This window comes from uncultured Bacteroides sp., from assembly GCF_902491285.1.
In the GTDB taxonomy this organism is placed as follows: domain Bacteria; phylum Bacteroidota; class Bacteroidia; order Bacteroidales; family Bacteroidaceae; genus Bacteroides.
Map to the genome: position 1 here is coordinate 15,071 of NZ_CABUHK010000046.1, position 25,315 is coordinate 40,385.

13 protein-coding genes are annotated in these 25,315 nt (G+C 44.6%); 4 read left to right on the top strand and 9 right to left on the bottom strand.

The window, feature by feature from the left end; genetic code table 11:
- Positions 1 to 148 precede the first annotated feature (148 nt).
- The 3 genes from RDN93_RS12870 to RDN93_RS12880 all read right to left on the bottom strand — a co-directional run bounded on the left by RDN93_RS12870 (position 149) and on the right by RDN93_RS12880 (position 7,232).
- Complete coding sequence (locus RDN93_RS12870) at positions 149 to 3,544, bottom strand: TonB-dependent receptor (protein ID WP_308745910.1); 3,396 nt, start codon at positions 3,542 to 3,544, stop codon at positions 149 to 151.
- 123 nt (positions 3,545 to 3,667) lie between these two features.
- A complete protein-coding gene (locus RDN93_RS12875) occupies positions 3,668 to 5,776 on the bottom strand; it encodes a glycoside hydrolase family 2 TIM barrel-domain containing protein (RefSeq protein WP_308745911.1) in 2,109 nt (702 codons plus the stop codon).
- Positions 5,777 to 5,795: 19 nt separating this feature from the next.
- A complete protein-coding gene (locus RDN93_RS12880) occupies positions 5,796 to 7,232 on the bottom strand; it encodes an alpha-L-fucosidase (protein ID WP_308745912.1) in 1,437 nt (478 codons plus the stop codon).
- Between the two features lie 415 nt (positions 7,233 to 7,647).
- Here RDN93_RS12880 and RDN93_RS12885 point away from each other — a divergent pair, with 415 nt between their 5' ends.
- From RDN93_RS12885 to RDN93_RS12900, 4 genes are all read left to right on the top strand, one after another.
- A complete protein-coding gene (locus RDN93_RS12885) occupies positions 7,648 to 11,523 on the top strand; it encodes a TIM-barrel domain-containing protein (protein WP_308745913.1) in 3,876 nt (1,291 codons plus the stop codon).
- Positions 11,524 to 11,660: 137 nt separating this feature from the next.
- Positions 11,661 to 14,609: a glycoside hydrolase family 88 protein gene (locus RDN93_RS12890; protein ID WP_308745914.1), complete on the top strand. Its 2,949-nt coding sequence runs from the start codon at positions 11,661 to 11,663 to the stop codon at positions 14,607 to 14,609.
- A gap of 970 nt (positions 14,610 to 15,579) precedes the next feature.
- Positions 15,580 to 16,437 carry an SGNH/GDSL hydrolase family protein gene (locus RDN93_RS12895; protein WP_308745915.1) on the top strand — a complete coding sequence of 286 codons (858 nt, stop codon included), beginning with the start codon at positions 15,580 to 15,582 and terminating at the stop codon, positions 16,435 to 16,437.
- A gap of 94 nt (positions 16,438 to 16,531) precedes the next feature.
- Positions 16,532 to 18,919: a glycosyl hydrolase 115 family protein gene (locus RDN93_RS12900; RefSeq protein ID WP_308745916.1), complete on the top strand. Its 2,388-nt coding sequence runs from the start codon at positions 16,532 to 16,534 to the stop codon at positions 18,917 to 18,919.
- An 18-nt stretch (positions 18,920 to 18,937) separates the two neighbouring features.
- Here the strand turns inward: RDN93_RS12900 and RDN93_RS12905 are convergent, their stop codons facing one another.
- The 6 genes from RDN93_RS12905 to RDN93_RS12930 are packed head-to-tail and all read right to left on the bottom strand — an operon-like array spanning position 18,938 to position 25,241.
- Positions 18,938 to 19,687: a glycosyltransferase family 2 protein gene (locus RDN93_RS12905; RefSeq protein ID WP_308745917.1), complete on the bottom strand. Its 750-nt coding sequence runs from the start codon at positions 19,685 to 19,687 to the stop codon at positions 18,938 to 18,940.
- On the bottom strand, positions 19,680 to 20,945 hold the full coding sequence (locus tag RDN93_RS12910; protein WP_308745918.1) for a glycosyltransferase family 4 protein: 1,266 nt from the start codon (positions 20,943 to 20,945) through the stop codon (positions 19,680 to 19,682). Before RDN93_RS12910 ends, RDN93_RS12905 begins: the two co-directional genes overlap by 8 nt.
- A 12-nt stretch (positions 20,946 to 20,957) precedes the next feature.
- On the bottom strand, positions 20,958 to 22,076 hold the full coding sequence (locus RDN93_RS12915; protein WP_308745919.1) for a glycosyltransferase family 4 protein: 1,119 nt from the start codon (positions 22,074 to 22,076) through the stop codon (positions 20,958 to 20,960).
- Positions 22,049 to 23,065, bottom strand: coding sequence for a hemolysin activation protein (locus RDN93_RS12920; protein WP_308745920.1), 1,017 nt, complete (start codon positions 23,063 to 23,065; stop codon positions 22,049 to 22,051). The genes RDN93_RS12915 and RDN93_RS12920 overlap by 28 nt, the downstream gene beginning before the upstream one ends.
- On the bottom strand, positions 23,062 to 23,877 hold the full coding sequence (locus RDN93_RS12925; RefSeq protein WP_308745921.1) for a LicD family protein: 816 nt from the start codon (positions 23,875 to 23,877) through the stop codon (positions 23,062 to 23,064). The genes RDN93_RS12920 and RDN93_RS12925 overlap by 4 nt, the downstream gene beginning before the upstream one ends.
- Entirely contained in the window at positions 23,874 to 25,241 is a 1,368-nt protein-coding gene (locus tag RDN93_RS12930) for a bifunctional cytidylyltransferase/SDR family oxidoreductase (RefSeq protein ID WP_308745922.1), read from the bottom strand. Before RDN93_RS12930 ends, RDN93_RS12925 begins: the two co-directional genes overlap by 4 nt.
- Positions 25,242 to 25,315 lie beyond the last annotated feature (74 nt).

The following is a 25,315-nucleotide window of genomic DNA, read 5'->3' on the forward strand; positions in this document are numbered from 1 at the left end:
TTGAATACAGCTTCTTTATCGATTACGTCTGCTAGTTCTTTTGATACATCCAAATAGTCCGAACATGAAGAAAAACAGCTTATTAAACCGCAGCCAATTAGTGAATATAGTATATTTTTAATTTTCATAATTCTATCTTTGATTTTAATTAAAATGCAACTTCAAGTCCCATAGTCCAAGTTCCACAAATCGGATATTTGGAGCCTGATGAACTGTTTCCTAATTCCGGGTCCCACATCTTGACATGATCCCATACTGCCAGATTGGTTCCCTGTATGTAAATTCTTAGGTTTGACATTCTAAGTTTTTGAATCAGTTTCTTGTCAAATTGATACCCTACCTCCACGTTCTTCAGACGCAAGAAGCTGGCGTCGCGATACCACCATGTGCTTGCTTCGTTGTTGTGAGTAAAACGGTTGGCGTGTGTACGTGGATACATGACATTTTGGTTGAAGGGATCGGCTGCTGTCCATCGGTTCATGGCCTCCGCACGTGCAGAAGAACTGTCGACTCCATTATAGAACGGAATGAAGTTGGATGTCTTTGCCAGCAGGTTGGTAGACGCTTTTGCCACTCCCTGGAAGAAGATGCCGGCAAAGAAACCTTTGTAGTCGATATTCAGACCGAAACCGTAAACAATCTGAGGGTTGTTAGGGTATAACCCGTTTCTGTAACTCATATCGTTGGCATCGATTGAACCGTCATTGTTCATATCCTTGTATTTGATATCACCGGGAGCCACGTTGGCGGCAGGTTTGGGAAGTCCTTCCTTCAGTGTGTAGGTATATCCGCCTTGTCCGTTTGAAGTGATATAGAAATCATTGGGCGTATACAATCTTTCAGCGACGTATACTTTCGGTTGACCGATTGGATTGCCTGTATAGTACATATAGTCTTCTACCTGTTCGATTTCATCATACTCTGTGATTTTGTTTTTGGCGTATGTGAAGTTACCTCTGGCGGACAGATTCAGTTTACCGATACTTTGTTTCAGAATGACGCTACCGTCAAATCCTTTGTTGGACGTCTTACCGTAATTTTGGTAAGGATTCTCACGATAACCCAATACGGTAGGGATAGTCTTGCGTTGTAACAGGATTTGTTCGCGGGTGTTGGAGAAATAGTCCACGGAGATATCTACACGACCACGGAAAAGTCCTAAGTCGATACCATAGTTCGACTTGTACTCTTTTTCCCAAGTCAATGAAGGAGCGGCAAATAAATCTTCAACGATACCGTTCTTGGAAGGACCGTCTTTACCTCCACTTGTTCCTAACGTCATGCCGTAGTCATAGCCTAAATCGCCTGTGCTCAGTTGTTCGCGATAAGCGAAACGGTCACCACTAATTGCATCATTACCCGTGACACCGTATGAAGCTCTCAGTTTTAGCTTACTGATGATGTTCTCGATATTGTTCTTCTGCATAAATTTCTCATGGCTGATATACCAAGCACCACCGATGGCGGGGAAAATACCCCAACGATGTCCTGCTGAGAAGTTTTCACTACCGGATGCACCGAAACTGGCTTCCAGCATATAACGACTGTCGTAGCCATAAGATGCACGACCTACCACGTTCTGTTTCCTGTAAGGCAACGCGGTACCCATATATTGAGTTTCTTTTTGGTTATAAAGAATCATACCGGTAAGGTCGTGTTTTTGAGCAAATGTACGTTTATAGTTTAATGACCCCTCAATATAGATTTTTTTCTTTCCGCCAGTTCCGGTTACTGACATATCACCAAGTTTACTACCTTCATTGACAGTTACAAATTTCAGCGAGTTGTCTTCGTTACGTCCGGTTGCAAAGACTGTACGGGCTGTTTTTGAACGTAATGATACAGAATAAAAATCAGCATCAAAACTGACACTTCCTTTTATAGACAACCCGTTGGTAATGAAATCGAGTTTCTGCTCCAAGGTTACTTTGCTTTGGAAAGATGCATCCCATCTTTTGGAGTATCCAGTGTGGTTCAACAGATTGTACGGATTGTAACGGTTGGCGGCAGCTCCTTGCGGGTCGGCAAGCGAGCCGTCGGAATAGTGCATCGGAACCAGGTGTGTCGGGAATAGTGTGATAGCGCTGAAGATACCGTCGGAACTATAGTTCGGGTTGTTTTTCTTTTTATACTGTCCGCTCATATCTACAGACAACTTGGTTGTAGGGGTGATGTCCATATCTACGTTAGAGCGTAGGTTGTATCTTTGCAGTCCGATATTTGCATCATATTCTTCGACTGTATTTGATTTGAATATACCATCTTCTGAATAGTATGCTCCCGAAACAAAGAATCTGGTTTTTTCCGAACCACCTCTAAAATTGATAGTATACCGTTGGTTGTGCGTATGTTTTGCCAATAAGTCTGTCCAGTCTACATTGGGATACAGGTCGCGGTCTGCTCCAGTGCGGTATTTCTCAAGAATATCTTGCGAATAACTACCGTTATATTCGTTAAGAAGACCGGGATTTCCTGCTTCGTTCCATTCTCCTTCGTTGTAGAGGGATAGATAATTATATGCATCCAGTAGCTCCGGCATACGGGTTGGAGTAACAACACTGTATTGAGCGTTGAAACTTACCTTGGTTTTTTGGGCAACACCACGTTTGGAGGTAATCAATACAACACCGTTGGCACCTTCCGCCCCATATACAGCAGTAGCGGCAGCGTCTTTCAGAACAGAAAAAGATTCGATTTCATCTACGTCGATGTCGTTCATATCACGTGGCACTCCGTCGACCAATACTAACGGGTTTGTTCCTCCGGCATATGAGCTTTGACCGCGAATCCAGAATGCTGCGTCATCATTGCCGGGTTCTCCACTGCGTTGGATGGCAATAACACCTGCTATCTGTCCTGAAATAGAATTTACCAGACTTCGGGTTGGTATGGCAATATCTGCGGGTTTCAGTGAATTGACTGATGCTACCACACTTTCTTTTTTCTGTTGTCCGTAACCGACAACTACAACATCGTCCAGATTGATGTTAGACTCTGCCAGTGTAACATTTATGACATTTTCTTTTTTTACTTTCTGGTCTATGCTCTTGTAACCGATATACCGGAACTCAAGTGTTTCGCCTTCTTTTGCTTGAATAGAATATTTACCGTCCATGTCAGTCAGTGCACCATTAATCGTTCCTTTTACCAATACGGTGGCTCCGATTATCGGTTCTCCCGTTTCATCTTTGACAATACCGGTGATATTCTTATTTTTTCCTTTTTTCACGATTTCCACTTCTTTGGGTGACAGAATAATCTGCTGTTTCTGAAAGCGGAATGAAATATTGGTTGGCTCAAACATTTTGCGTAATGCTAAACGGATTTCTTCATTTTGTGCAACCAAGCTGACTTGTTGTTTGATATCCGTTTCTGTCACGTCATATGAGAAGGTGTATTTGGAGGCTTTTTCAATTTGCTCCATTGCATCTTTTAATGCGATATTCTGAAAAGAAATACTAATCTTTTCTGTGCCGCTTTGCGCTGCTATTCCTAAGGCAAAGAGGGTAAAAAACGCGAATAAAAATATTTTTTTGAATTTCATAAATTATTTAGATGTATTAAATTTTAAGTGTTAAAAATAAAAGATTTCAATTAGTGTGTTTCTACTTCATAGGCATTGATTTTTATGAGTTAATATTATATGTTATTTATTTTTCTTTCATGGTTACCATCCGGCATGTTCATGCTTGTTTTCGCGTGAATCTGCGTTTCGTTTCTTTTCACCAGTGTAGTTCCATCTAATTTCATCGGTATATTCTTTTCCATTGTGTGTCGTGACGGCTTTGATTATGTTTTCTCCTTGTCGTAATGTGACGTTGTCAAAAATATAATGTACGTTGGTATATCCATTGCGGATATTGGTTAGTCTCTGTCCATTGAGGTATACTTCCGGAGTTCCGATATTAGAATATACAGTCACAGAAGTTTGCTTCCGTTCACGATCCGTATTCCGGCGTTGAGTCAGGTATAATACAGGCTCTTCGCTCCAGTTGGCTTTATACCAGTAGTAAGAGTCCTTCTTGGTTTTCCGGTCAAAAGTTATCAGTCCTTTCAAATTACGGGCAGGCACACCACCACGCTCCCACATTGGTACACCAAAGTCAAACATATTCCAAAGATAAGAGGCAATGATATAAGGATGTTTCGAAATAATACTCCATTGATATTCATGAGTCTTAGTTTGAAACGTTTCCGGATAAAAAGGTTTTCCCCAGTTCAACGCATCACCAAGATATTCAGTTTGATGTTCTAGATTAGCGTCCGCTCCATATTCAGTCAACATTAGCTTCTGCCACGGATATTTCTCTTCCAACCCTTTCACCCATGGTTCAATATCTTGCAGTTTCTTCTCATACCACCCGAAATACCGGTTCATCCCTTGAATATCCGCATTTTGGTTCACTGCGTGCTCAGTATGCCCGAATCCGTTGACAGCTACTGTATAGCGATCCGGATCCTCCGTCTTGGCAAGATTATGAAGTGTCTGCGTCAGCCCGGCCGTATATTCATGAGGCTGATATACCTCATTATGTAATCCCCATACATAAATAGAAGGGTGATTAAAACTCTGACGAATCAACTCACGGAGTTGAGACTGTGCATTTTCCGCTTCATATCCCGTCACACGATTTACAAAAGGAATTTCTGCCCAAATAACCAATCCCAGTGAATCACAACGGGAATATAAATAGTCTGACTGCTGATAATGGGCAAAGCGGACAGTTGTTGCCCCCACATCCATAATCTGAGCTAGATCAAAGTCATGTTCTTTATTAGTAAGAGCACTTCCCAATCCCCACCAATCCTGATGACGGGTTACACCATACATCGGATATTTCTCACCGTTCAGATAGAATCCTTTACCGGCTACAATCTCATATTTGCGGACACCTAATGGTTGGATTACTTCATCAATAACTTTCCCATCTGATATCAGACGTGAAACTACTTTATACAAATAAGGATCTTTACGTCCTTGCCAAAGGTGAGGTTTACTCAATTTAAAAGTGGAAGCATAAGTCTGTGTTCCTTGAGGAGTTAATTCCAAAGGAAGACGGTGCGAAAGAACTTTCTTTCCTTCTTGTGTATAAAGAGAATTTTCAAGTACTAAGTCAGCAGGTGTAAGACCGCCATTATCCAATTTTACTTTTACAGTAATATCAGCCGAGCGTTTTGATACATTCTTCTGAGTAATATAAACCCCTGGAGAAGCACAGTCAGTAACTGTAATGTTATTCTGTCCGGTAACAATAAGCCATACCGGACGATAAATACCACCATACACTCCGAAAAGGTTATGATTCACCGGAATAACGTCCGGTCGTGAGGTATTATCGGCCTTTACCATAATTTCGTTCTCAGCGCCAAAGTTCAAAGCGGTGCCGATTTCAAAGGCAAAAGCACTGTATCCTCCTTTATGGGTTCCGACAAGCTTACCGTTCACATACACCTCGGTGTTTGCGCCCACACCTTCAAACCGGAGAAATATACGTTTCCCTTTCAATTCCTCTCCAAAGAACTGTTTTTTCTTATAATAGCCTACCCCTTCGTAAAAAGAAGCTGCTTTAACCTGCATATCCTTAGCATTCCATGTATGAGGCAGGTTTACAGCATCCCATTTTCCATTCCATTGAGCGGATACTTTCATCGGATTTTCTGAAAAAGGACCACGCTTGAACAACCACCCTTCATTGAAGGAGGTCACTTCACGGGCAGTCAGAGAGAAGAACTGCCCGATCAGCATAAATAAAATGAATGTAAATTTGAACTTCATATTATAATCCTCTTTTGATTTATGTTAAAGCATCTCGGTATATACCTTTTGTTCCCTTAGCTGCACGAACTTTAAGTTGAATAACATATGGTTCACCTGGGTTCTTCTTAGGAACAGATACATTATATTCATTACGAGCTGTTTCAACAACTTGAATCTCTTCGCCAGTACCTAATAAAGAAGCTTTTTCTACTGAGATGTCTTTTGGAGTCTTCACTGTCAGATGTCCGCTATATGGTTGGTTAAATACTACCATATACACTTCGCCATTTTTACCGCGTGTGTAATATCCCCAACCTTGTTTGTCAAATCCGGCATAGTCACAGGCATAGACAGCTTCACCGTAACGACTCATCCACTTACCGATAGCCTTAGCCAACTCTTTTTCTTCCGGACGGAAGTCCCCATCTGCCTGCGGACCAAAATTCACAACCATATTTCCGCCCATAGAAACTGCATGCACAATACGATCAATTACCTCTATCGGAGTCTTTACATAACTCAATGACCAATCTTTGTGGTACCCCCATTGATTTTCAGGAATAGTCATACAAGCCTCCCAATCCCATTGCGTCACTTTAAGGTCTTTTACTGGATCGGGCAGACGGCGTTCGTAACCGGATTCATAGTCACCCATTAGCCGACCGTTACTATCGAAATGGCGTTTGCCTTTATCGTCAGCACGCAAACGACTGTTGATAGTAACCCCTGGGAGCATTTCTTTCAACATTTGTTCGGCATGAGCTGTCCACCAACCATTCTTCTTGATACTGGCATCCCATGTACCGTCAAACCAGAAATCTTTCACCGTTGGATAGCGTGTAGCCAGTTCTTTCAACTGATTATCTGTAAACTCCAAAAAGCGACTGAATGCGATACTATCTTCTACTGATTTGATGCTGTAACGATAATCGGGATGACTCCAGTCCATTACTGAAAAATAGAAGTGCACATCAATACCTTCATCATTGTAAGCTTTCACCATTTCGCCCAACACATCTTTTTTATAGGGAGTATTTGCTACCGTATATTTGGAATATTTGCTCGGCCACAGACAAAATCCTTCGTGGTGTTTCGTTGTTATCTTTATATATTTGACTCCCATTTCTTTAGCCATTTTCGCCCACTTCTTTGCGTCAAACTTGGTTGGGTTCCATTGATCCATCAATTTCATCCATTCGTCAGAAGGTACTTTTGCCCAGCTTTTCAACCATTCAGCTGCTCCGCCATATACTTTCCCGTTCCATTCCCCACCAGGAATAGCATATAATCCCCAATGAATAAAAGCTCCCAAACGGTTGTCGCGGAATTTTTGCATGGCCTGATCTTGTCGTTTACCTTCATTTGTAGCTCCATATTTTAAAGGTATCTCTTTTTTTATTTCCTGAGCGGAGGATAAAAAGGAGATGGCAGTAACTAGTGCGAATAATGTAATAATTCTTTTTGTGCCTTTCATCTTTTTCAGTTTTAATTAATAGTTGATATAATGAAGTGGCACAAACTTATGGCTAATAAATTAATGTGAGGTGACTTTTTGTGTTGTAAAAATGGAGTTTGAGTTTTTGTGGAAAATAAATGTAGGATTTTTGGACGATATGTGTATATGTATTTCTGCTTTTTACTCCGTTTGTGCGGGTATATACTTCAGGATGGACAAATATATCCGCCAGGATATTTGTTAGGGAAGTTTCTGGGGCGGAAATATGTCTTTTGTGTTGATAGTATGTGCAAATTGTCCATAATATATGCCTATATTTTCCACGATATCGTATATGTCTTTTTAAAGGGATATTTGGTTTTATTCCGTATAGAAACACTTCCTATTTTTACCTGAAATTTTTAATATTCAATCTTAGTGTAATTTATAAACCATGAGAAAACAGATAAAAATGAGTCGGCGATGCGTGCTTGGATGTATGATGCTTGCAATATCTCATCTGTCTCCGATGTATGCTTTCCCGGTGCAAGAGAAAGCGAGTACGTTTGAATGTGCGGTTTCTTCCAGACAGTTCATTACTAGTGCAAGAAAAATAAATCCCACCACCGTCGAAATTCTATTACCCAATAACCAGCGAATGTCCTTCGACTTCTACGGTGAAAACATCTTCCGTGTATTTCAGGACAACTCAGGAAGAATAATCAGAGATCCGCAGGCAAAACCGGAAGCGCAGATATTGGTAGACAATCCTCGAAAAGCGCTTTCTAAACTGGAGTTGGAAGAGAATAACGATTTTGTCTTTCTGACTACTGAAAAGATAAAAGTCCAATTGGATAAGAAGACCTCTTTACTCAAGGTAATTAATCTGTTGACTAACACCGTTGTAGTGGAAGAGCTGGAAGCACCTCTTTTTGAGAAGGGAAAAGTAACCTTGACCTTGAAGGAGAATCCGCAAGAATACTTCTACGGTGGAGGTGTCCAGAACGGACGTTTCTCCCACAAGGGCAGAGTGATTTCCATCGAAAACCAAAATAGCTGGACAGACGGGGGAGTGGCATCACCCACTCCTTATTACTGGTCTACGAATGGGTATGGCGTGATGTGGTACACCTTTAAAAAAGGAAAATATGACTTCGGAGCCTCTGAACAGGGAAAGGTTAAGTTATATCACGAGTCAGATTATTTAGACGTGTTCTATATGATTAATGACGGAGCGGTAGCCTTGTTGAATGACTTCTACCAACTGACGGGAAACCCTGTTTTATTGCCTAAATTCGGCTTCTATCAGGGACATTTGAACGCTTACAATCGTGACTATTGGGTAGAAAACGAGAAAGGCATCCTGTTTGAGGACGGCAAGCGATATAAAGAAAGCCAGAAAGACAACGGCGGAATCAAAGAATCGCTGAACGGAGAAAAGAACAATTACCAGTTCTCCGCACGTGCGGTAATCGACCGTTATAAGAAACATGACATGCCGTTGGGCTGGCTGCTCCCGAACGACGGCTATGGAGCCGGATACGGACAGACGGAAACCTTGGACGGTAATATACAAAACCTGAAAAGTCTGGGGGATTATGCTCGTCAGAACGGGGTGGAGATAGGATTATGGACACAGTCGGATCTGCACCCGAAAGAAGGAGTGAGCGCTTTGCTACAAAGGGATATTGTGAAAGAAGTAAGGGATGCCGGAGTGCGTGTGCTGAAAACTGACGTAGCCTGGGTAGGTGCCGGCTATTCTTTCGGACTGAACGGAGTGGCTGACGTGGGACATATAATGCCTTATTATGGTAATGATGCCCGGCCGTTTATTATCTCTCTCGACGGTTGGGCGGGAACGCAACGTTATGCCGGCATCTGGTCGGGCGACCAGACTGGCGGCGTATGGGAATATATCCGTTTCCACATTCCGACCTACATCGGTTCGGGACTGTCCGGGCAACCGAATATCACTTCTGATATGGACGGTATTTTCGGTGGCAAGAATCTGATAGTGAACACCCGTGATTTCCAGTGGAAAACCTTTACTCCCATGGAACTGAACATGGACGGTTGGGGTTCCAATGAAAAATATCCGCATGCCTTGGGAGAACCGGCCACATCCATTAACCGCTGGTATCTGAAGTTGAAATCAGAACTGATGCCTTATGCTTACAGTATCGCTAAAGAAGCTGTAGACGGCATGCCAATGATAAGGGCGATGTTCTTGGAATATCCGAATGCTTATACTCAAGGAACGGCTACACAATATCAATATCTCTACGGACCCTATTTTCTGGTTGCTCCTATCTATCAGGCGACTAAAGCAGATGAGCAAGGAAATGATATCCGTGACGGCATATACTTGCCCGAAGGCGTATGGATTGATTATTTCACAGGCGAGAAATATGCCGGAAACTGTATACTCAACAACTTTGCAGCTCCTCTCTGGAAACTTCCCGTATTCGTGAAGAACGGAGCGATTATTCCACTGACAAATCCTAATAATAATGTAAGTGAAATCAATAAAGGAATCCGTATCTATGAACTTTACCCATATGGTGAGACTCTTTTTACCGAATATGATGACGACGGCGTATCCGAAGAATATAAACGAGGTAAAGGAGTAACAACAGATATCAAATCCGTAGTTGACAGTAAGAATAATGTCACTGTTACCATCTGTCCGGCAAAGGGTGATTTTACTGGTTTCGTGAAAGAAAAGGCGACTGAATTCAGAATCAATGTCACTGCCCTGCCGAAGAAAGTAACGGCACAACTGGGAAAGAAGAAAGTGCAACTGGCAAAGGTCACCTCGAAAGATGAATTTGAGAGAGCTGAAAACGTATTCTTCTACGATGAGGCTCCCAACCTGAACCGGTTTGCTACTGAAGGAAGCGAGTTTGAAAAGGTAGTTGTCACCAAGAGCCCGCAACTTCTGGTGAAGCTGGCTGCCACCGATATTACGGCAAACGCGACGACATTGCGCATTGAAGGATTCCGCTTCGCTCCCGAAGACCGTCACCGGATAACTGCCGGAACTTTGGCTGCCCCTATTGCCCGGATTACTGCCGGCAACACGGAAGCCTATACGCTGAAACCGACATGGGATAAAGTGGCTAATGCCGATTTCTATGAGATTGACTTTATGAATATGCTGTATACTACGATAAAGGATACGGAATTGTTGTTTAGAGACCTGACTCCCGAAACGTCCTACTCGTTTAAGATACGTGCTGTCAATAAAGACGGAGTTTCCGACTGGACTGAGTTCGGTGCTACAACCAAATCCGATCCGCTGGAATTTGCTATCCGTGGTATCAAGGGTGAATGTACTGCCGCTTCGCAAGGAAGAGTAGGTGTGAAACGTCTGTTCGATTTTGTAGAGTCTGGAGACATCTGGCATACTAAATACGGGGAAAAAGCCGTTCCTTTCGACTTGGTGATTGACCTGGTTTCTGTTAACCAACTGGATAAATTCCACTACCTGCCACGTACAAACGCCGGTAACGGAACGTTACTGAAAGGAACTGTTTCTTATAGCATGAATAAAGAGCAGTGGACGGAAGCCGATGCATTTGAATGGCAGCGCAACGATGATGTGAAGATATTCAATTTCACCGGTCATCCTACCGCCCGTTATATCAGACTGTCTGTTACGGAAGCAGTCGGCAACTACGGCTCCGGCAAAGAAATCTACGTGTTCAAAGTGCCCGGAACGGAAAGTTATCTTCAAGGAGACATCAATCTCGACGGCAAGATTGACGGCAATGACTTGACATCATACATCAACTATACGGGACTGAGAAAAGGTGACTCTGATTTCGAAGGATACATCAGCAATGGTGATATCAATAAGAACGGACTGATTGACGCATATGATATTTCGGTGGTTGCCACGCAGCTTGAAGGCGGTGTTGATAACCGCGGAATGGAAAAAGTGGACGGTGCACTTGAAATCAGCACCCCGAAACAGGTATATGACAAAGATGAGATTATTGAAATTCAAGTGAAAGGTACCGGCTTGCGTGCAGTCAATGCATTCAGCTTTGCTTTGCCTTACAATCAACAGGATTATGAGTTTGTCGGGGTGGAATTGCAGAACATGAATGCAATGGAGAATCTGACTTACGACCGTCTTCATACCAATGGCTCAAAAGCCCTGTATCCTACCTTTGTCAATGTAGGAAACAAGAAGACTCTTGAAGGAACCGTTGACTTATGCCTTTTGAAGTTTAAGGCAAAACGTAAAGTGAAATTCGACTTGAAGGTCATTGACGGCTTGTTGGTGGATAAGAAACTGAATACTCATAAATCGAATGTTCAGTAATTGGGTTAGTTAGTATAGTTGTTCAGAAAGCTGCTTTTTTCTTTCTTTATGGAAGATAAGAGCAGCTTAAACGGAAAATATGACTCTATTAAGTCCATAAAGCCCGGTATCTTTGTCTTAAATAAAATTATAGTATTATGAAGAAATTACTTTTAACCCTTGCCCTATGCATGGGCTATTTGTGTACTACAGTTGCGCAGACATTTGTTAAAACAGAAGTGAAGCAGTCGATGCGGCGGGTGGCCGACTGGCAGATTGCTCATTACAACAAGGCTATTTACGGTGACCTCAACTGGGTGAATGCCACTTTTCACCTGGGACTTGTCCACTGGGCTGCGATAGCCGAACAAACAGACAAAGATGATTCGTATTATAAATGGTTGTTGCGGCTGGGAAACCGTAACTACTGGCAGGTAGACCAACGGATGTATCATGCGGACGATATCTGTATCTCGCAGATGTATCTGTATATGTACGAAAAGTATAAGAAGAAAAGTATGCTCATCCCGACGCAGGCACGTGCCGAATGGGTGATTGCCAATCCTCCTTCCGGTTCGTTCGAACTGAACTACGGCGATGCAACCACGCTGGAACACTGGACTTGGTGTGACGCACTGTTCATGGCACCTCCCGTTTACATGAAACTTTACAATATCACGGGCGACAAGAAGTTCATCCGTTTCATGGATAAGGAATATAAGGCTACTTACAATTATCTGTTCGATAAGGAAGATAATCTTTTCTACCGTGACCACCGCTACTTTACGATGAAGGAAGCCAATGGCGCGAAAGTATTCTGGGGGCGTGGCAATGGCTGGGTACTCGGAGGACTTGTAGAGATGTTGCGCGAACTTCCTGCCAAGAGCAAATATCGTCCGTTTTATCAGGACTTGTTCCTGAAGTTATGCCGTCGCATTGCTCCTTTGCAGGGTAAGGACGGTTTTTGGCATGCAAGCCTGCTCGATCCGGCTTCTTATCCGTCGCCCGAGACGAGTTGCAGCGGCTTCTTCGTGTATGCGCTGGCTTATGGAATAAACGAAGGGCTCCTGCCAAAAGAAGAATTTCTGCCTGTGGTGGAGAAAGGCTGGCAAGCATTGGTGTCGGCTGTGGGAGAAGACGGGAAACTGGGTTATGTGCAGCCTATCGGTGCCGACCCCAAGAAGGTGACTCCCGATATGACAGAAGTCTATGGGCCGGGAGCTTTCCTGCTGGCAGGGACAGAAATCTACCGTATGGCACAGGATGCCCCGAAACGGAATACGAATATCTCTCAAAGCCGTATCCGTGAAATTGCTGCTATGCTGCCCGATAAACCGAAAGGAATGGGCGTTTCTTATAAAGACCGTACTTTCTGGAATAAAGTAAAAGAGAGTGGCAAAGCGGAAAAGCTGTTGACAGAGGAAGCCCCCGCATTATTGAAAAAGGGTATGCCCCCTTTTGTTGACTCATTATATCTGCATCTGAACAAAACCAATGTCCGCCTGCCGGGCGAAAATATGATGAATGCCCGCTATCATTATCTGTTCCGGCTGACATTGGCTGAATGTCTTGAAAATAAAAGACGTTACATTCCCGCTATCGAAAAGGCACTGGTTGCTCTCTGCAACCAGAACTCCTGGTCGATTCCGGCTCACGACCGCAATCTGAATAATTATCATGGGACAGATTATTATGTCGATTTGGTGGTCGCTACGGCCGGCAACGGAATAGCGCAGTGTGTCGCTATGCTCGACGACCGTCTGTCGCCGGAAGTAAAGGCCCGTGTGCAGTGCGCTTTCCGCGAAAAAGTTTTTCGTCCCGTATATCGTTGCCTGGAAGAGACAAAACCTTTCTGGTGGTTCACGGTTACAAATAACTGGAACTCGGTTTGTCTGGCTGGTGTCACGGGTGCCGCCCTTACTTTGTTGGCAGATAAGGAAGAACGTGCTTATTTTGTTGCCGCAGCCGAAAAATATAATGTGTATGGTATGAAAGGATATGCCGACGACGGCTATTGCAGTGAAGGTGTCGGTTACTATAATTATGGTTTCCGTGCTTACATCTTGTTGCGTGAGGAAGTATGCCGTGCCACACAAGGTAAGATAGACTTCTTCCGTGAGCCTAAATTTGTGCGTATTGCCCAGTATGGCAGGAAAATACAGATGAACGAGGGTGTATGTCCTGCTTATTCCGATTGCCGTATTGGCCTTTCTCCTGATAAGTTCATCCTTGATTATTGCGACCGTGCGCTTGGCATTACCTCGCCGGAAGAGAAATACATTCTTCCTTCAGGCAGTAATTTCTCTCTTTATCTTATTGAACTATTCCCCCATCAGGTGTGGAAAATGGAAATGACGGACGGCATCCGTCAGGCGTTGCAGGAAGGTTCTGATTCTTTGCGTGCTTATTACGAGAAGGCAGGAATCTTGGTGGCGCGTCCTGCCGAGGGTAGTTCGTGTCCGATGGCTGTCTCGGTCAAGGGTGGTGATAATGCTGAAAATCATAACCATAATGATATCGGTTCTTATGCTGTCGCTTTGAGAGGGAGTACGATGGCGGGCGACCAGGGAGGTCCTTTCTCTTATCCCGGTGATTATTTCAGTGCGGAAGCTCCTGCGAAATATAAAATTAAAGGGTCTTTCGGACACCCGGTTCCCGTGGTAGATGGGAAAACACAGTCTGCCGGTGCCAAAGCGAAAGCTATTATACTCAGGAAAGAATATACAAAGGAAAAAGACTCTTTTAGTATTGACTATACATCGGCTTATTCTACCCCCAATCTGGATAAGTTGATCCGTACTTTCGTCTATGACCGCCAAGGTGAAGGCAGTTTTACCGTCAGTGATGAATTTACAGCCAATGCGCCTATCCGGTTCGAAACAGCCATAACGACACAAGCCGACTGGAAAGTTCTGGACGATACACGTCTTTTGCTCACTAGCGGCACCGAACAGATGATTGTCAATATCGAAGCGTCCGGCAAAGTCGCATTTACTTCTGAAACTATCGAAGTGAATTCTCCGGCTTATACCCGCATCGGGATTGCGCTGAAGGAGCAGGCGGAGAAAGGATATATCCGTCTGATGATGCAGGCAAAACAATTGTAATAATGAAGATACTGTGAAAAACACTATTTATATTTTATGATTTGGCAAGGAGGAGGCTTTTAAAGATGCTGTTGGCGCGACGTAAATATCATAAAATAAAAAATCATAATGACATGACAGTCACCGTCCTCTATGCGAAAAAAACAAAATCATTTCTCATATTCTCATGGAGAACGCTATTTGGTTGATAATTAGAGGTATAGACTATGAGAATTAAAATGTTTACATGCATTTCTCATAGTTTATAGCTCTAAAATGCCTTTAAAGAAGGTATTTCTCATACTTTGTTTCGCATTTCTCATGGTGTATATTATGCTTGTCCTTGTTTCAGGATACTAATATGTATAGCTCAATATGACCGTAGTTTGTATGTTGAGTCGGTAGATAACATATCTTTCACAACAGACATTATTGTGTTTTCCTGCCTTCATCTGTATTATTCCACTCCAGTGAACAGACCTGCGCACTAGAGTGGATAGACTTGTGCACTTTAGTGCACGAATCTGTTCACTGGAGTGCAACGATAGGGATGTCTTATTGAAAATCTATTGATTACAGTAGTATAATCTTTGGTTATCGGTTAGTTATGGTGAAAATGAACGGTAGTTTTGCTACAATTCATTAAGTGTTGATGATTAGACAACGAGAATACTATTTTTTAATGTATGAGAAATGTCGATAATAGTATGAGAAATACATTGTTTTAAGCACGTTTTCTTGATAAAACCATGAGAAATACATGTAAATAATTTTATTCTCATTGTTTATTCCATTAGTTATCAGGTAAATGCAGCTCTCTATGAGAATATGAGAAATGATTTTGTTTTTCTATTCTAGTACGAGCTATGATGAAATGGATATTTGCTCGTCTTTGAGCAGGATATGTAATAAAATTGTTTGAAACTATATTTTTTTTGAGCTACATTTGCCGAACATTGAATACAAATGTCTCATTTAATATAGAATACCAATGAAAAGCAAATTATTACTTACATGTACAGTCCTATTGTTCTGTTCTTGTTTTCTGTACGGACAGAATCAATCTTCTAAAGTCGTAAACTCCAATGAAAATAATAACAGAAGTATCCAGCATCCGTGGCAGGGTAAAAGAGTAGGGTATATAGGGGATTCTATTACAGACCCGAATTGCTATGGTAACAAGATTAAGAAATACTGGGATTTCCTGCAGGAATGGTTGGGGATTACTCCTTATGTATATGGCATAAGCGGCAGGCAATGGAATGACGTGCCCCGTCAGGCAGAACAGTTGAAGAAAGAACATGGTGGGGAAGTGGATGCAATCATTGTTTTCATGGGGACGAATGATTTTAATGCGGGTGTCCCTATCGGAGAATGGTTTACGGAAACGGAAGAACAGGTGATGGCGGCTCGTGGTGAGACTAAGAAGATGGAAACACGCAAGAAACGCACCCCTGTAATGGATGGAAATACGTATAAGGGACGCATCAATATCGGAATGAAACGGTTGAAACAGCTTTTCCCGGATAAGCAGATTGTGCTGTTGACTCCGTTGCATCGCTCGTTGGCGGATTTTGGAGAAACGAATGTGCAGCCGGATGAAAACTATCAGAATAGTTGTGGTGAATATGTGGATGCTTATGTACAAGCGGTTAAGGAAGCTGGAAATGTATGGGGAGTGCCTGTGATAGACTTTAATGCGGTGACAGGATTGAACCCGATGGTGGAAGAACAGTTGATTTACTTTTATGATGCGGGGTATGACCGTCTGCACCCTAACACGAAAGGACAGGAACGTATGGCACGTACATTAATGTACCAATTCCTTGCATTGCCGGTAGCCTTTTAAAAGTATCTTGCACAAAAATCTATGAGATTGTACTCTTTTCTATAGGGGATTGCTTTCCAAAGCTCTATTTTTGTACTTTATAAAAATATGACTTATGAGACATAAACTCCTGTTTTCTTTATTTAGTTTTCTGATTGTCACTTTATCTGCTCATAGCAAGCAAAAAGACTTTGTATTAAACGCTAGGCAGACGGTTACGGTCGCTTGTAGTAATTCCGAAGAACAAGTAGTCCATACTGCCTTGGATATGCTGACCTGTGATATTCGGACTGTATTGTCGTCCACTACCCAAGCGAGCGAAAGTACCGGAATGATTGTCGTAGGGACGATCGGGCGGAGCGAGCTTCTTCAACAAACAGGGGTGGATGTTTCTGTCTTGAAAGGAAAACAACAGGCTTTTCTGTTGACTGTGTCTCCGGAAGGAAAACTGGTGGTAGCCGGTAGCGATAAACATGGCACAGCCTACGGAATACTCGAAATTTCCCGTTTGCTAGGTGTCTCCCCTTGGGAATGGTGGGCGGACGTAACTCCGGAAAAGAAGGACTTTTTCAAACTTTCACGGAAGTTCCGAAGTGTCCAGTCGCCTTCGGTAGAGTATCGCGGAATTTTTATCAATGACGAAGACTGGGGCTTGATGCCATGGAGCAACCGGACTTATGAACCTTCAGATGTGAAAGGCGAAATCGGGCCGCGGACGAATGAGCGTATTTTCGAACTGCTGCTGCGCCTGCGTGCCAATACTTATTGGCCGGCTATGCACGAATGTACACTTCCGTTCTTTTTGACCAAAGGTAATCGGGAAGCGGCAAAGAAATATGGAATATTCATAGGTGCTTCGCATTGCGAACCGATGGCCTGTAATGCTGCCGGTGAGTGGAAGCGGAGAGGCGAGGGAGCATATGATTATGTAAACAACAGTGCCGCAGTTTATAAATTCTGGGAAGACCGTGTGAAGGAGGTTGCAGATCAGGAGATACTCTATACGCTGGGAATGCGCGGAGTACATGATGGCAAGATGCAGGGAGCCAAGACGGTGGAAGAACAGAAAGCGGTGATAGACCGTGTGTTTGTAGACCAACGTGGATTGATTGGGAAATACGTCAATAAGGATATGACTAAGGTTCCACAGGTCTTTATCCCTTATAAAGAAGTACTCGATATTTATCATGCCGGATTGCAGGTTCCCGATGACGTAACATTGATGTGGTGTGATGATAATTACGGCTATATCCGCCATTTTCCTACTGCCGAGGAACGTGTGCGCAAAGGGGGGAATGGCGTTTACTATCATGTATCCTATTGGGGACGTCCGCATGACCATCTTTGGTTGAGTACAATGAGTCCTTCATTGATTTATCAGCAGATGAAACTCGCCTATGATCAGGGCATACAGAAGATGTGGATATTGAACGTCGGGGATATCAAGCCTGCCGAATATCAGATAGAGCTGTTTATGGATATGGCCTGGAATCTGGATGCGGTAGCCTCAGAAGGAGTGACCTCTCATCTGAAACATTGGCTGGAACGGGAGTTCGGAGCTTCATGTGCAAAGGCTGTATTGCCTGTAATGCAGGAACATTATCGTTTGGCTCATATCCGCAAACCGGAATTTATGGGAAATACGAGAGAAGAGGAAAAAGATCCCGCCTATCGTGTTGTTAAAGATTTGCCTTGGAGTGAGAAAGAGATAAATGCGCGTTTGCGGGCTTATGGTGATTTGTCGGAAACGGTGGAGCGGGCAGCTTCAAAGGTTCCGGCCGACAGGCAAAGCGCCTATTTCGAGTTGGTGAAATATCCGGTACAGGCTGCTGTGCAGATGAACCGGAAGCTATTGTACGCTCAGTTGGCACGTCATGGAAAGGCGGATTGGGGGCAGAGTGACCTTGCTTATGACAGCATTGCTGCATTGACACAACAGTATAATGCTTTGGAAGATGGTAAATGGAACCGTATGATGGATTTCAAACCCCGCAAGCTGCCTGTATTTAACCGGGTGGAGAGGAAAACTGCTACTTTGCCGATGATGAAAGAGCGTACCGCTGTCTATAAGTGGAACGGGCTGGACGGCAAGAATAAACAGAACGGGAAGATGGTAACAACCCCTGTAACTTATGAAGGTTTGGGTTATGAAGGCAGAGCGGCAGGTATCAACATGGGTGATGCACTGACTTTTTATTTCGGCAAATGGGCAGCGGATTCGGTAGTAGTAGACGTCCGTTTGTTACCCAATCACCCTGTGCACGGAGAGCAATTGCGCTTCTCGGTATCTTTGGACGGTGCAGAACCTAGAGTGGTTTCTTACGAAACGAAAGGACGCAGTGAGGAATGGAAGGAGAATGTATTGCGTAATCAGGCTATCCGTAAAATGGTGTTTCCGGTCTCCGGAAAGAATCCCCACCGTCTGGTGATTAGGGCGTTGGATGAAGGAGTGGTATTGGATCAGGTGATGCTCTATATGCCGGAAGATTTTCAGATTCACTAGTTTCTTAATAGGTCATAATCAGTGTCGCGTCACTAACCGCAGGACAAACCATGCATGGCGCGCTATGGTGCCAATCAGCCCGTAGTGTCTCGCCATGATACGAAATCTTTCTTTGAGGGATGCCTTCCGGTTTCGGGTGGTCATTCCTTCGTCCAGATAGTCGATAATCGTTAAATGTGTATTATGGAGTGTGCGTGCTTTTTTCATGATACGGATACACCAGTCGAAATCGGCGGAAAAGCGGTATTTCAGGTCATACGGCTCTACCAGGGTGTGGCGGGCGAAGAACGCCTGATGGCAGACCAACATTCCTTCTTTGAAACTTTTCCAGGTTAGCGTTTCAGGGGCGGAAAGCCTGCGCATACGCAGGAAGTGCCTGTCTTTGTCTACGATGGCTGTTTCTCCGTAAAGAACGTCGGGCAGTTCGTAACCGTTGATGCTATGTGCCATTTGCTGTAAGGTGTCATCTTCGTGAAAACAGTCGCCTGCATTCAGGAAACAGAGATAATCGCCGCTGGCAAGAGCGATTCCTTTGTTCATGGCATCATACAGTCCTTTGTCCGGTTCGCTCACTACGGTGTGTATCCGCGGGCGGTAGCGGTCGATGATAGCTAAAGTTCCATCCTTGGAAGCTCCGTCCACGATGATATATTCCACGTGATGATACGTCTGCGAGATGACACTTTGGATGGTGTCTTCCAATACCTTCTCAGCGTTGTATGTCACCGTGATAATCGAGAACTTGGGAGTAGGGTGGATGCTATGCATATTTTCCCGTTATTTTGTTGTAGACATCTGTATATTTCTTGGCGATGATACTTTCCGAGTAATTTCCCAGTACCTTGCGGCAGGCTTGTGCGGAGAGTTCCTTATATTCCGGTTCTGTCAATATCCAGTGTATGCCGTTGGCAAAATCTTCCGAAGATTTATATTGTGCTACGTAACCGTTGTGCAGATGGTCTATCATTTCGGGAATACCGCCTACGTTGAATCCTACACAGGGCACTCCGCAAGCCATTGCTTCCATAATCATATTGGGGAGATTCTCTTCCAGAGACGGGATGGCAAAGAGGTCTACGGCATTGTAGATATCTACCACCTCGTGCTCGTTCTTGATATAAGGAAGCGGATAGACACGGAAAGGCAGCATCTCCTGTAACTGCTGCGACTGGTTGCCGAATACGACGACTCCCAGCGAATCTTTCCATTCGGGGTGCTTCTCTGCCAGCAGTTTGCAGGCTTCGATAAGATAATCCACCCCTTTGCGTTTGTCGGTAATCTTCAGCGAGCCGAACAGAATCAGTTGCTTGTCTTCCGGTAGCATGAACTTAGCCCGTGCTTTCTGTTTGTCCTGCGGCTTGAACAGGTTGGTATTGATGGCGTTCGGAATATTCGTGACGCTTTTCCCTTCAAATAAGGCACTGGTCTTCGCCTGCTCTTTCAGCCAGCGGCTGCAAGTGACGAAGTGGATGGGAGCCTGACTGTATAGCTTTTGTTTCTTGCGGAACGTGCGATAGGACAGGTCTTTCCGCCCACCGCCTTTATAGATATAGGGACAGTTGTGGCATTCCTGCTGATAATTCGTACATTCCCGTGCATAATGGCAGATACCCGTACATGGCCACATATCATGCATCGTCCAGACTACAGGTTTGCCGGATGCCAGTATCTTCCGTATGTCGTTCAGTGAGAGCATTCCTTGATTGATCCAGTGCAGGTGTATAACGTCGGCCTGCCGAAATTCAGGAAGCGATGTGATGTCCGTTCCCGTATTGGCAATATCCACGTCAAACAAATGGTAACGCCGGAAGCGGTTGGCACTCCAGATAACGATGCGCTCCCACATGAATTTCCACACTTGCAACCAGTTACGTTTCAGGCTGACAACGCTGATCTGGTCGGTCTGCTTGTCGCGAACCAGCATTTTGGCCTTGATACCGTTGTTTTTCAGTGATTCCATCAGCCGGCTTGCCGCGATGGCTGCACCGCCGATTCGTTCGGATGTATTTATAATCAGGACTCTCATGAGCATAAAAGTTTATGCAAATGTACGTCTTTTAGAGGAAATGTTTGATATTTCCTGTAAGCTTTCTGCTATTTCGCGTGAAAAGATTTCGAGGTTAAAGCGTTCTTCCGCCAGTTTGCGGGCCTTCTCTCCCATGCGGCGTGCTTCTTCGGGATGGTCGGCAATATAGCGGATGGCATCTGTCCAGCCTTGTACGTCGTTGTATTCTACGGTGATTCCTATTCCTTCTTTATCGATGTCTATCTCAAAGTTGGGATTGCGCGAACAAATCACGGGAATACCGAGGGCGAATGCTTCCACAAGCGTGGTCAATCCTACCGTGTAGGGAAAGTCCAGACAGCAAATCACAATACAGCTTTTGCGTGCCACGAGTTTCCCCAGTTCGTAGGGAATTACTCCGTCCGTATAATGGACATGAATGGAATCGGGCAATGAATACCGATTGATGATATTTTGGTAATTGATAGTTCCGCATGAGACGGCAATGTATAAATCCAGTTCCTCTTTTGTCGAAGAGAATGCTTGTAGAAGCGTGTCCACATCCCGGTTCTCTTTGCCGGTAGAGATAAACCCTTCGCGCTGCCGGCCGTGCATTTCTGCAAGCAGGTGGTCGTAGAAAGGCAAATCCGGTCCCCAATGTATGAGCTTTAGCTTGTGGGGCGGAGCTTTCCGGGTTTTCAGTGAATCCTGAATCAGCTTCCGACTGAACAGGAACATCTTGTCTATACCTTTGTAAAAGAGACGCGAAATCTGTTCGCGCCAAGGTTTGGGATTGGCTACAACAGCCGTATGATGCCAGATAACGATAGGCTTGCGATAAAGTCCCAGGGCACGAAGAAAGATGACGGGCTCTATCCCCCGGAAAGAAGTGGCGTAAAGTACATCGTATTTTTCTTTACAGAACAGAATCTCTCCGGCAGTGTAAAGCATGAGCTTCAGACGGCTTGGGAAGAATTTGTATCTGTGCATCACGGAACGTATCCCGTACTTTTCCAACAGAGGGAGTCCGTATAAGATGTGTCCGGGGAACTTATATTCTTTCCATTCCTCGTAGCTTTCGCGTGTGAGGCGGGTATGGTAAAAATAGATGGTAAGCGGATTATTTAGTGATGCTTGTTTCTTTTCAGCCATTTGTTTATTCGGTTTTTTACAGCTTTCGTGATGATAGAAAAATTACCGTATCTCAGGTTGAGGAACAGTTCCTCGAACGAACGTCCTATCTTAATCCACGGGTGATCCCACCCCATGATGCGGTAGACGCTTTCCTTGTATGCTACATTCTCAATGACATAACGGGGATACTTCAGTGGAAAATCCACTTCGTAACGTTTCATCGTGAAGATACGCCGGTAGCCTTTAGGCAATGTATGGACCGAACCCGCAAAGTGGGTGGAATCTGCCGTTGCTCCCAGATTGTTAATCATATTGCGGGCGGGCACGATGCTCAGTCCCGAACCGAATAGAATGGAAGCATGGAAGATTGTTTCATAATAAGCCTTTTGATGCTCACGATGACGCTGGCACATATAGATGAAGTCGCTTCGGAATTTACGTTCCTTGATAAGCTGCTCAAGCTGCCTCATGTTGAAAGAGTCGTCCAGGAAACTGTAGAACTCGTCCCATTGGTCGACTACGCGTCTCCAACTCGCCCATCCCCAGATAGAGAAAGTAGTGGCGAAGAAATAATCATAAGGCATATCCTTGGTGATTTCTTCGGGGTTGAATCCGGCAATCATGCTGATGCGGGTGTCGTGTTCGTATTTGTCCAGCATCTCCTTGCAGAACCGGAAGAAGGAGACGGACGGCACATCGTCGTCTTCAAGCACAATACACTTCTCGACTTTCGAGAAAGCCCATTTCTGTGAGATGTATTCCGAAGGGTCACAGCCGAAATTCTTTTCCTGATAAAGGCGTTCCACCTCGCACTCCCAGTCTATCTGCGACACGATTTCACGGCAAGCCTCTATTCCCGGCAGGTCGCGTTCGTTCCTCGCTCCGTCCTGATAGAGAAACAGCCGGGACGGACGTGCTTTCTTTACTTGCTCGAACACTTGCGACAACTGTTGCGGGCGGTTGAAGAACAGAATCAGTACTGAGACATCTACGAGAGCGGGTTTCATGACTTCTTTATTAGTTCCGGGTGAATATAAATGGCATGGACCATCTGCTTTTCCTTGGGCGGGATGTCCATATAGTTTTTATATAAATCTTTCAGATAGGCATCCGGATCGGCCGGAGCCATGAATGTTTTCCCTTCGAAAGTGATTTCCGAAAGGGGGAATACGGAATCATTGCGGTGCATAATGCCGTAACCATTGTTTATCAGCACGTTGGACAGGTAGGTATCTTTCTTGTAGAATAAGCATAAGATGCCCCAGATGCTTCTGTATATTATGTTCTTGGCGCCAAAGTAGAAAAATTCGGCAAAGGAGCGCAAGCTGTAATAATGCCGTGCATGCAGGATGGAATAACTGGTGGATATGCCTTTGCACAGTTTTTTCACCCAGGGCCGGGGCACGCTCGGATAAGGGATAAACGGAAAAATATCGAGGAAAAGCCCTTTCTCGTAACTGACGTCGAATGTATCTCCGGCTTCTATATAGAGCGAGTTCAGGTCGCGTATCTTGATGATAGGCTCTTTGTTCAGCGGGTCGCTTTCCGGGGTTTGCAGGAATAAAGACTCGGACAGCTCGGCGGGAGCTACCTTGATGAACCTCTGCAGGTCGGGCAGGCGCATTCCCAGGTCAATGTCATCGTCCCAGGGGATAAATCCGCCGTGGCGTACAGCTCCGAGGAGTGTGCCGCCGTCCAACCAATAGTCTATGCCGTGCTTCCGGCAGATGCGGTCCACCTCTTCGAGGATAGAGAGCTGCTTCAACTGGCAGGTGCGCAGGTTCTGCGCTACGTAGGCGGATAAATATGGATTGCTCATAACTCGTTTCTTTTAATATCAATCACCTGACCGGTAAATTCTGTGAGCAGCGACTGTACGGTAGCCATTGCCACTGTCTCGGAAGAGAGCAGGCTGTCTTCCGGTTCGATGCCGAAGTTGTGGACGCGCATCGGGGTTTTGGTTCGTTCGGGGTTGATGCAGTTGACGCTGATACCGAACGATTCCCACTCCTGCGCGATGGCTTGCACGAAGTTTACAATCGCAGCTTTTGTGGACGAATAGATGCTGTAGAAAGCCCTGCCCCGTGTATAAGAGCTGGAAGTGAAGAATATCAGTTTCCCCTTGCTTTCTTTCAGATAAGGATAGGCTTCGAGCGCTACGTTGATTGTCCCCATATAATTGGTGTTCACCGCATTGCTGATAGTCTGATAGTCACTGCTGACCAACGGCTCTTTATTCAGTATGCCGGCGGTGTTGATAATGTAGTCTATCCGTTGCGCTTGCCGGTATACGCTTTTGAGCGCATCGGCTACCTGCTCTTTGCATCCTACATCCGTTCCGTTCAGATTGCGGGAGAAACAGAATACCTGTGCCCCTTTTTCCTGTAAGATACGGGCAATATCAGCTCCGATGCCATAGCTTCCGCCAAAGATAACCGCCACTTTATTATTGAGCTGCGATTCTTCGCGGGGAAGATTGCTCAGTTCGCTTTTGCGTAGCTGGAAAAACTTGTCCAACAGGTAGGTGTCTTCCTTGTAGGTAAGCTTCATGTTGCTTTCTTCTCCCATGACGACATAGACGGGTTCTTCGGGCATATATTTCACTACCACTCCGCAGTCGTCGGTCACTCTGAAATGCGGGTCTTTCAGGGCAATCTCGTATGCGCGGCGGATGCTTTCTATATCAAACGCTTGTGGGGTCTGGCCGCGTTTCAGCTTGCTGCGGTCGGGGATGCTCCGGATGAAGTCTCCTTCTGTCTCGATGATGGTATCCGTGGCAGGCATTGCCACGTCGATGGCTTTGTAAGTTTTCAATGCTTCAATCACGTCGTTGATAATCCGTTGGCTGACCAAAGGGCGTACGGCATCGTGGAAGATCAGGTTGACGTCTTCTCCCTCGTAAGCATTGATTGCCGACAGGCTGGAGTGGTATCTTTCTTCTCCCCCCTTCAGTATTTTCTTTACTTTCTTCCACCCGTTCTTGATGATGATGGATTCGATGTCGGAGATGTAGAAAGGGTTGGAGACAATGGCTATTTCGTCTATATGCGGATTGCTCTCGAATGCGTCGATAGTATGTTCCACTACCATTTTCCCCGCCACCTTGAAGAATTGTTTAGGTGTCGACAGACCCAATCGGCTGCCTACTCCGCCTGCTAGTATGATAGCTATGTTCCTTTTCATTTTTTTGTATGGGCTACTATTATGATATGATGCAAAAGTAGTAATTAATTGGCTTTAAGAGGTAAGACTCTGTT

Excerpts from the sequence above, each read along its gene's own strand:
- RDN93_RS12870 (WP_308745910.1), bottom strand. The coding sequence starts at position 3,544 with ATGAAATTCAAAAAAATATTTTTATTCGCGTTTTTTACCCTCTTTGCC.
- RDN93_RS12875 (WP_308745911.1), bottom strand. The coding sequence starts at position 5,776 with ATGAAGTTCAAATTTACATTCATTTTATTTATGCTGATCGGGCAGTTC.
- RDN93_RS12880 (WP_308745912.1), bottom strand. The coding sequence starts at position 7,232 with ATGAAAGGCACAAAAAGAATTATTACATTATTCGCACTAGTTACTGCC.
- RDN93_RS12885 (WP_308745913.1), top strand. The coding sequence starts at position 7,648 with ATGAGAAAACAGATAAAAATGAGTCGGCGATGCGTGCTTGGATGTATG.
- RDN93_RS12890 (WP_308745914.1), top strand. The coding sequence starts at position 11,661 with ATGAAGAAATTACTTTTAACCCTTGCCCTATGCATGGGCTATTTGTGT.
- RDN93_RS12895 (WP_308745915.1), top strand. The coding sequence starts at position 15,580 with ATGAAAAGCAAATTATTACTTACATGTACAGTCCTATTGTTCTGTTCT.
- RDN93_RS12900 (WP_308745916.1), top strand. The coding sequence starts at position 16,532 with ATGAGACATAAACTCCTGTTTTCTTTATTTAGTTTTCTGATTGTCACT.
- RDN93_RS12905 (WP_308745917.1), bottom strand. The coding sequence starts at position 19,687 with ATGCATAGCATCCACCCTACTCCCAAGTTCTCGATTATCACGGTGACA.
- RDN93_RS12910 (WP_308745918.1), bottom strand. The coding sequence starts at position 20,945 with ATGAGAGTCCTGATTATAAATACATCCGAACGAATCGGCGGTGCAGCC.
- RDN93_RS12915 (WP_308745919.1), bottom strand. The coding sequence starts at position 22,076 with ATGGCTGAAAAGAAACAAGCATCACTAAATAATCCGCTTACCATCTAT.
- RDN93_RS12920 (WP_308745920.1), bottom strand. The coding sequence starts at position 23,065 with ATGAAACCCGCTCTCGTAGATGTCTCAGTACTGATTCTGTTCTTCAAC.
- RDN93_RS12925 (WP_308745921.1), bottom strand. The coding sequence starts at position 23,877 with ATGAGCAATCCATATTTATCCGCCTACGTAGCGCAGAACCTGCGCACC.
- RDN93_RS12930 (WP_308745922.1), bottom strand. The coding sequence starts at position 25,241 with ATGAAAAGGAACATAGCTATCATACTAGCAGGCGGAGTAGGCAGCCGA.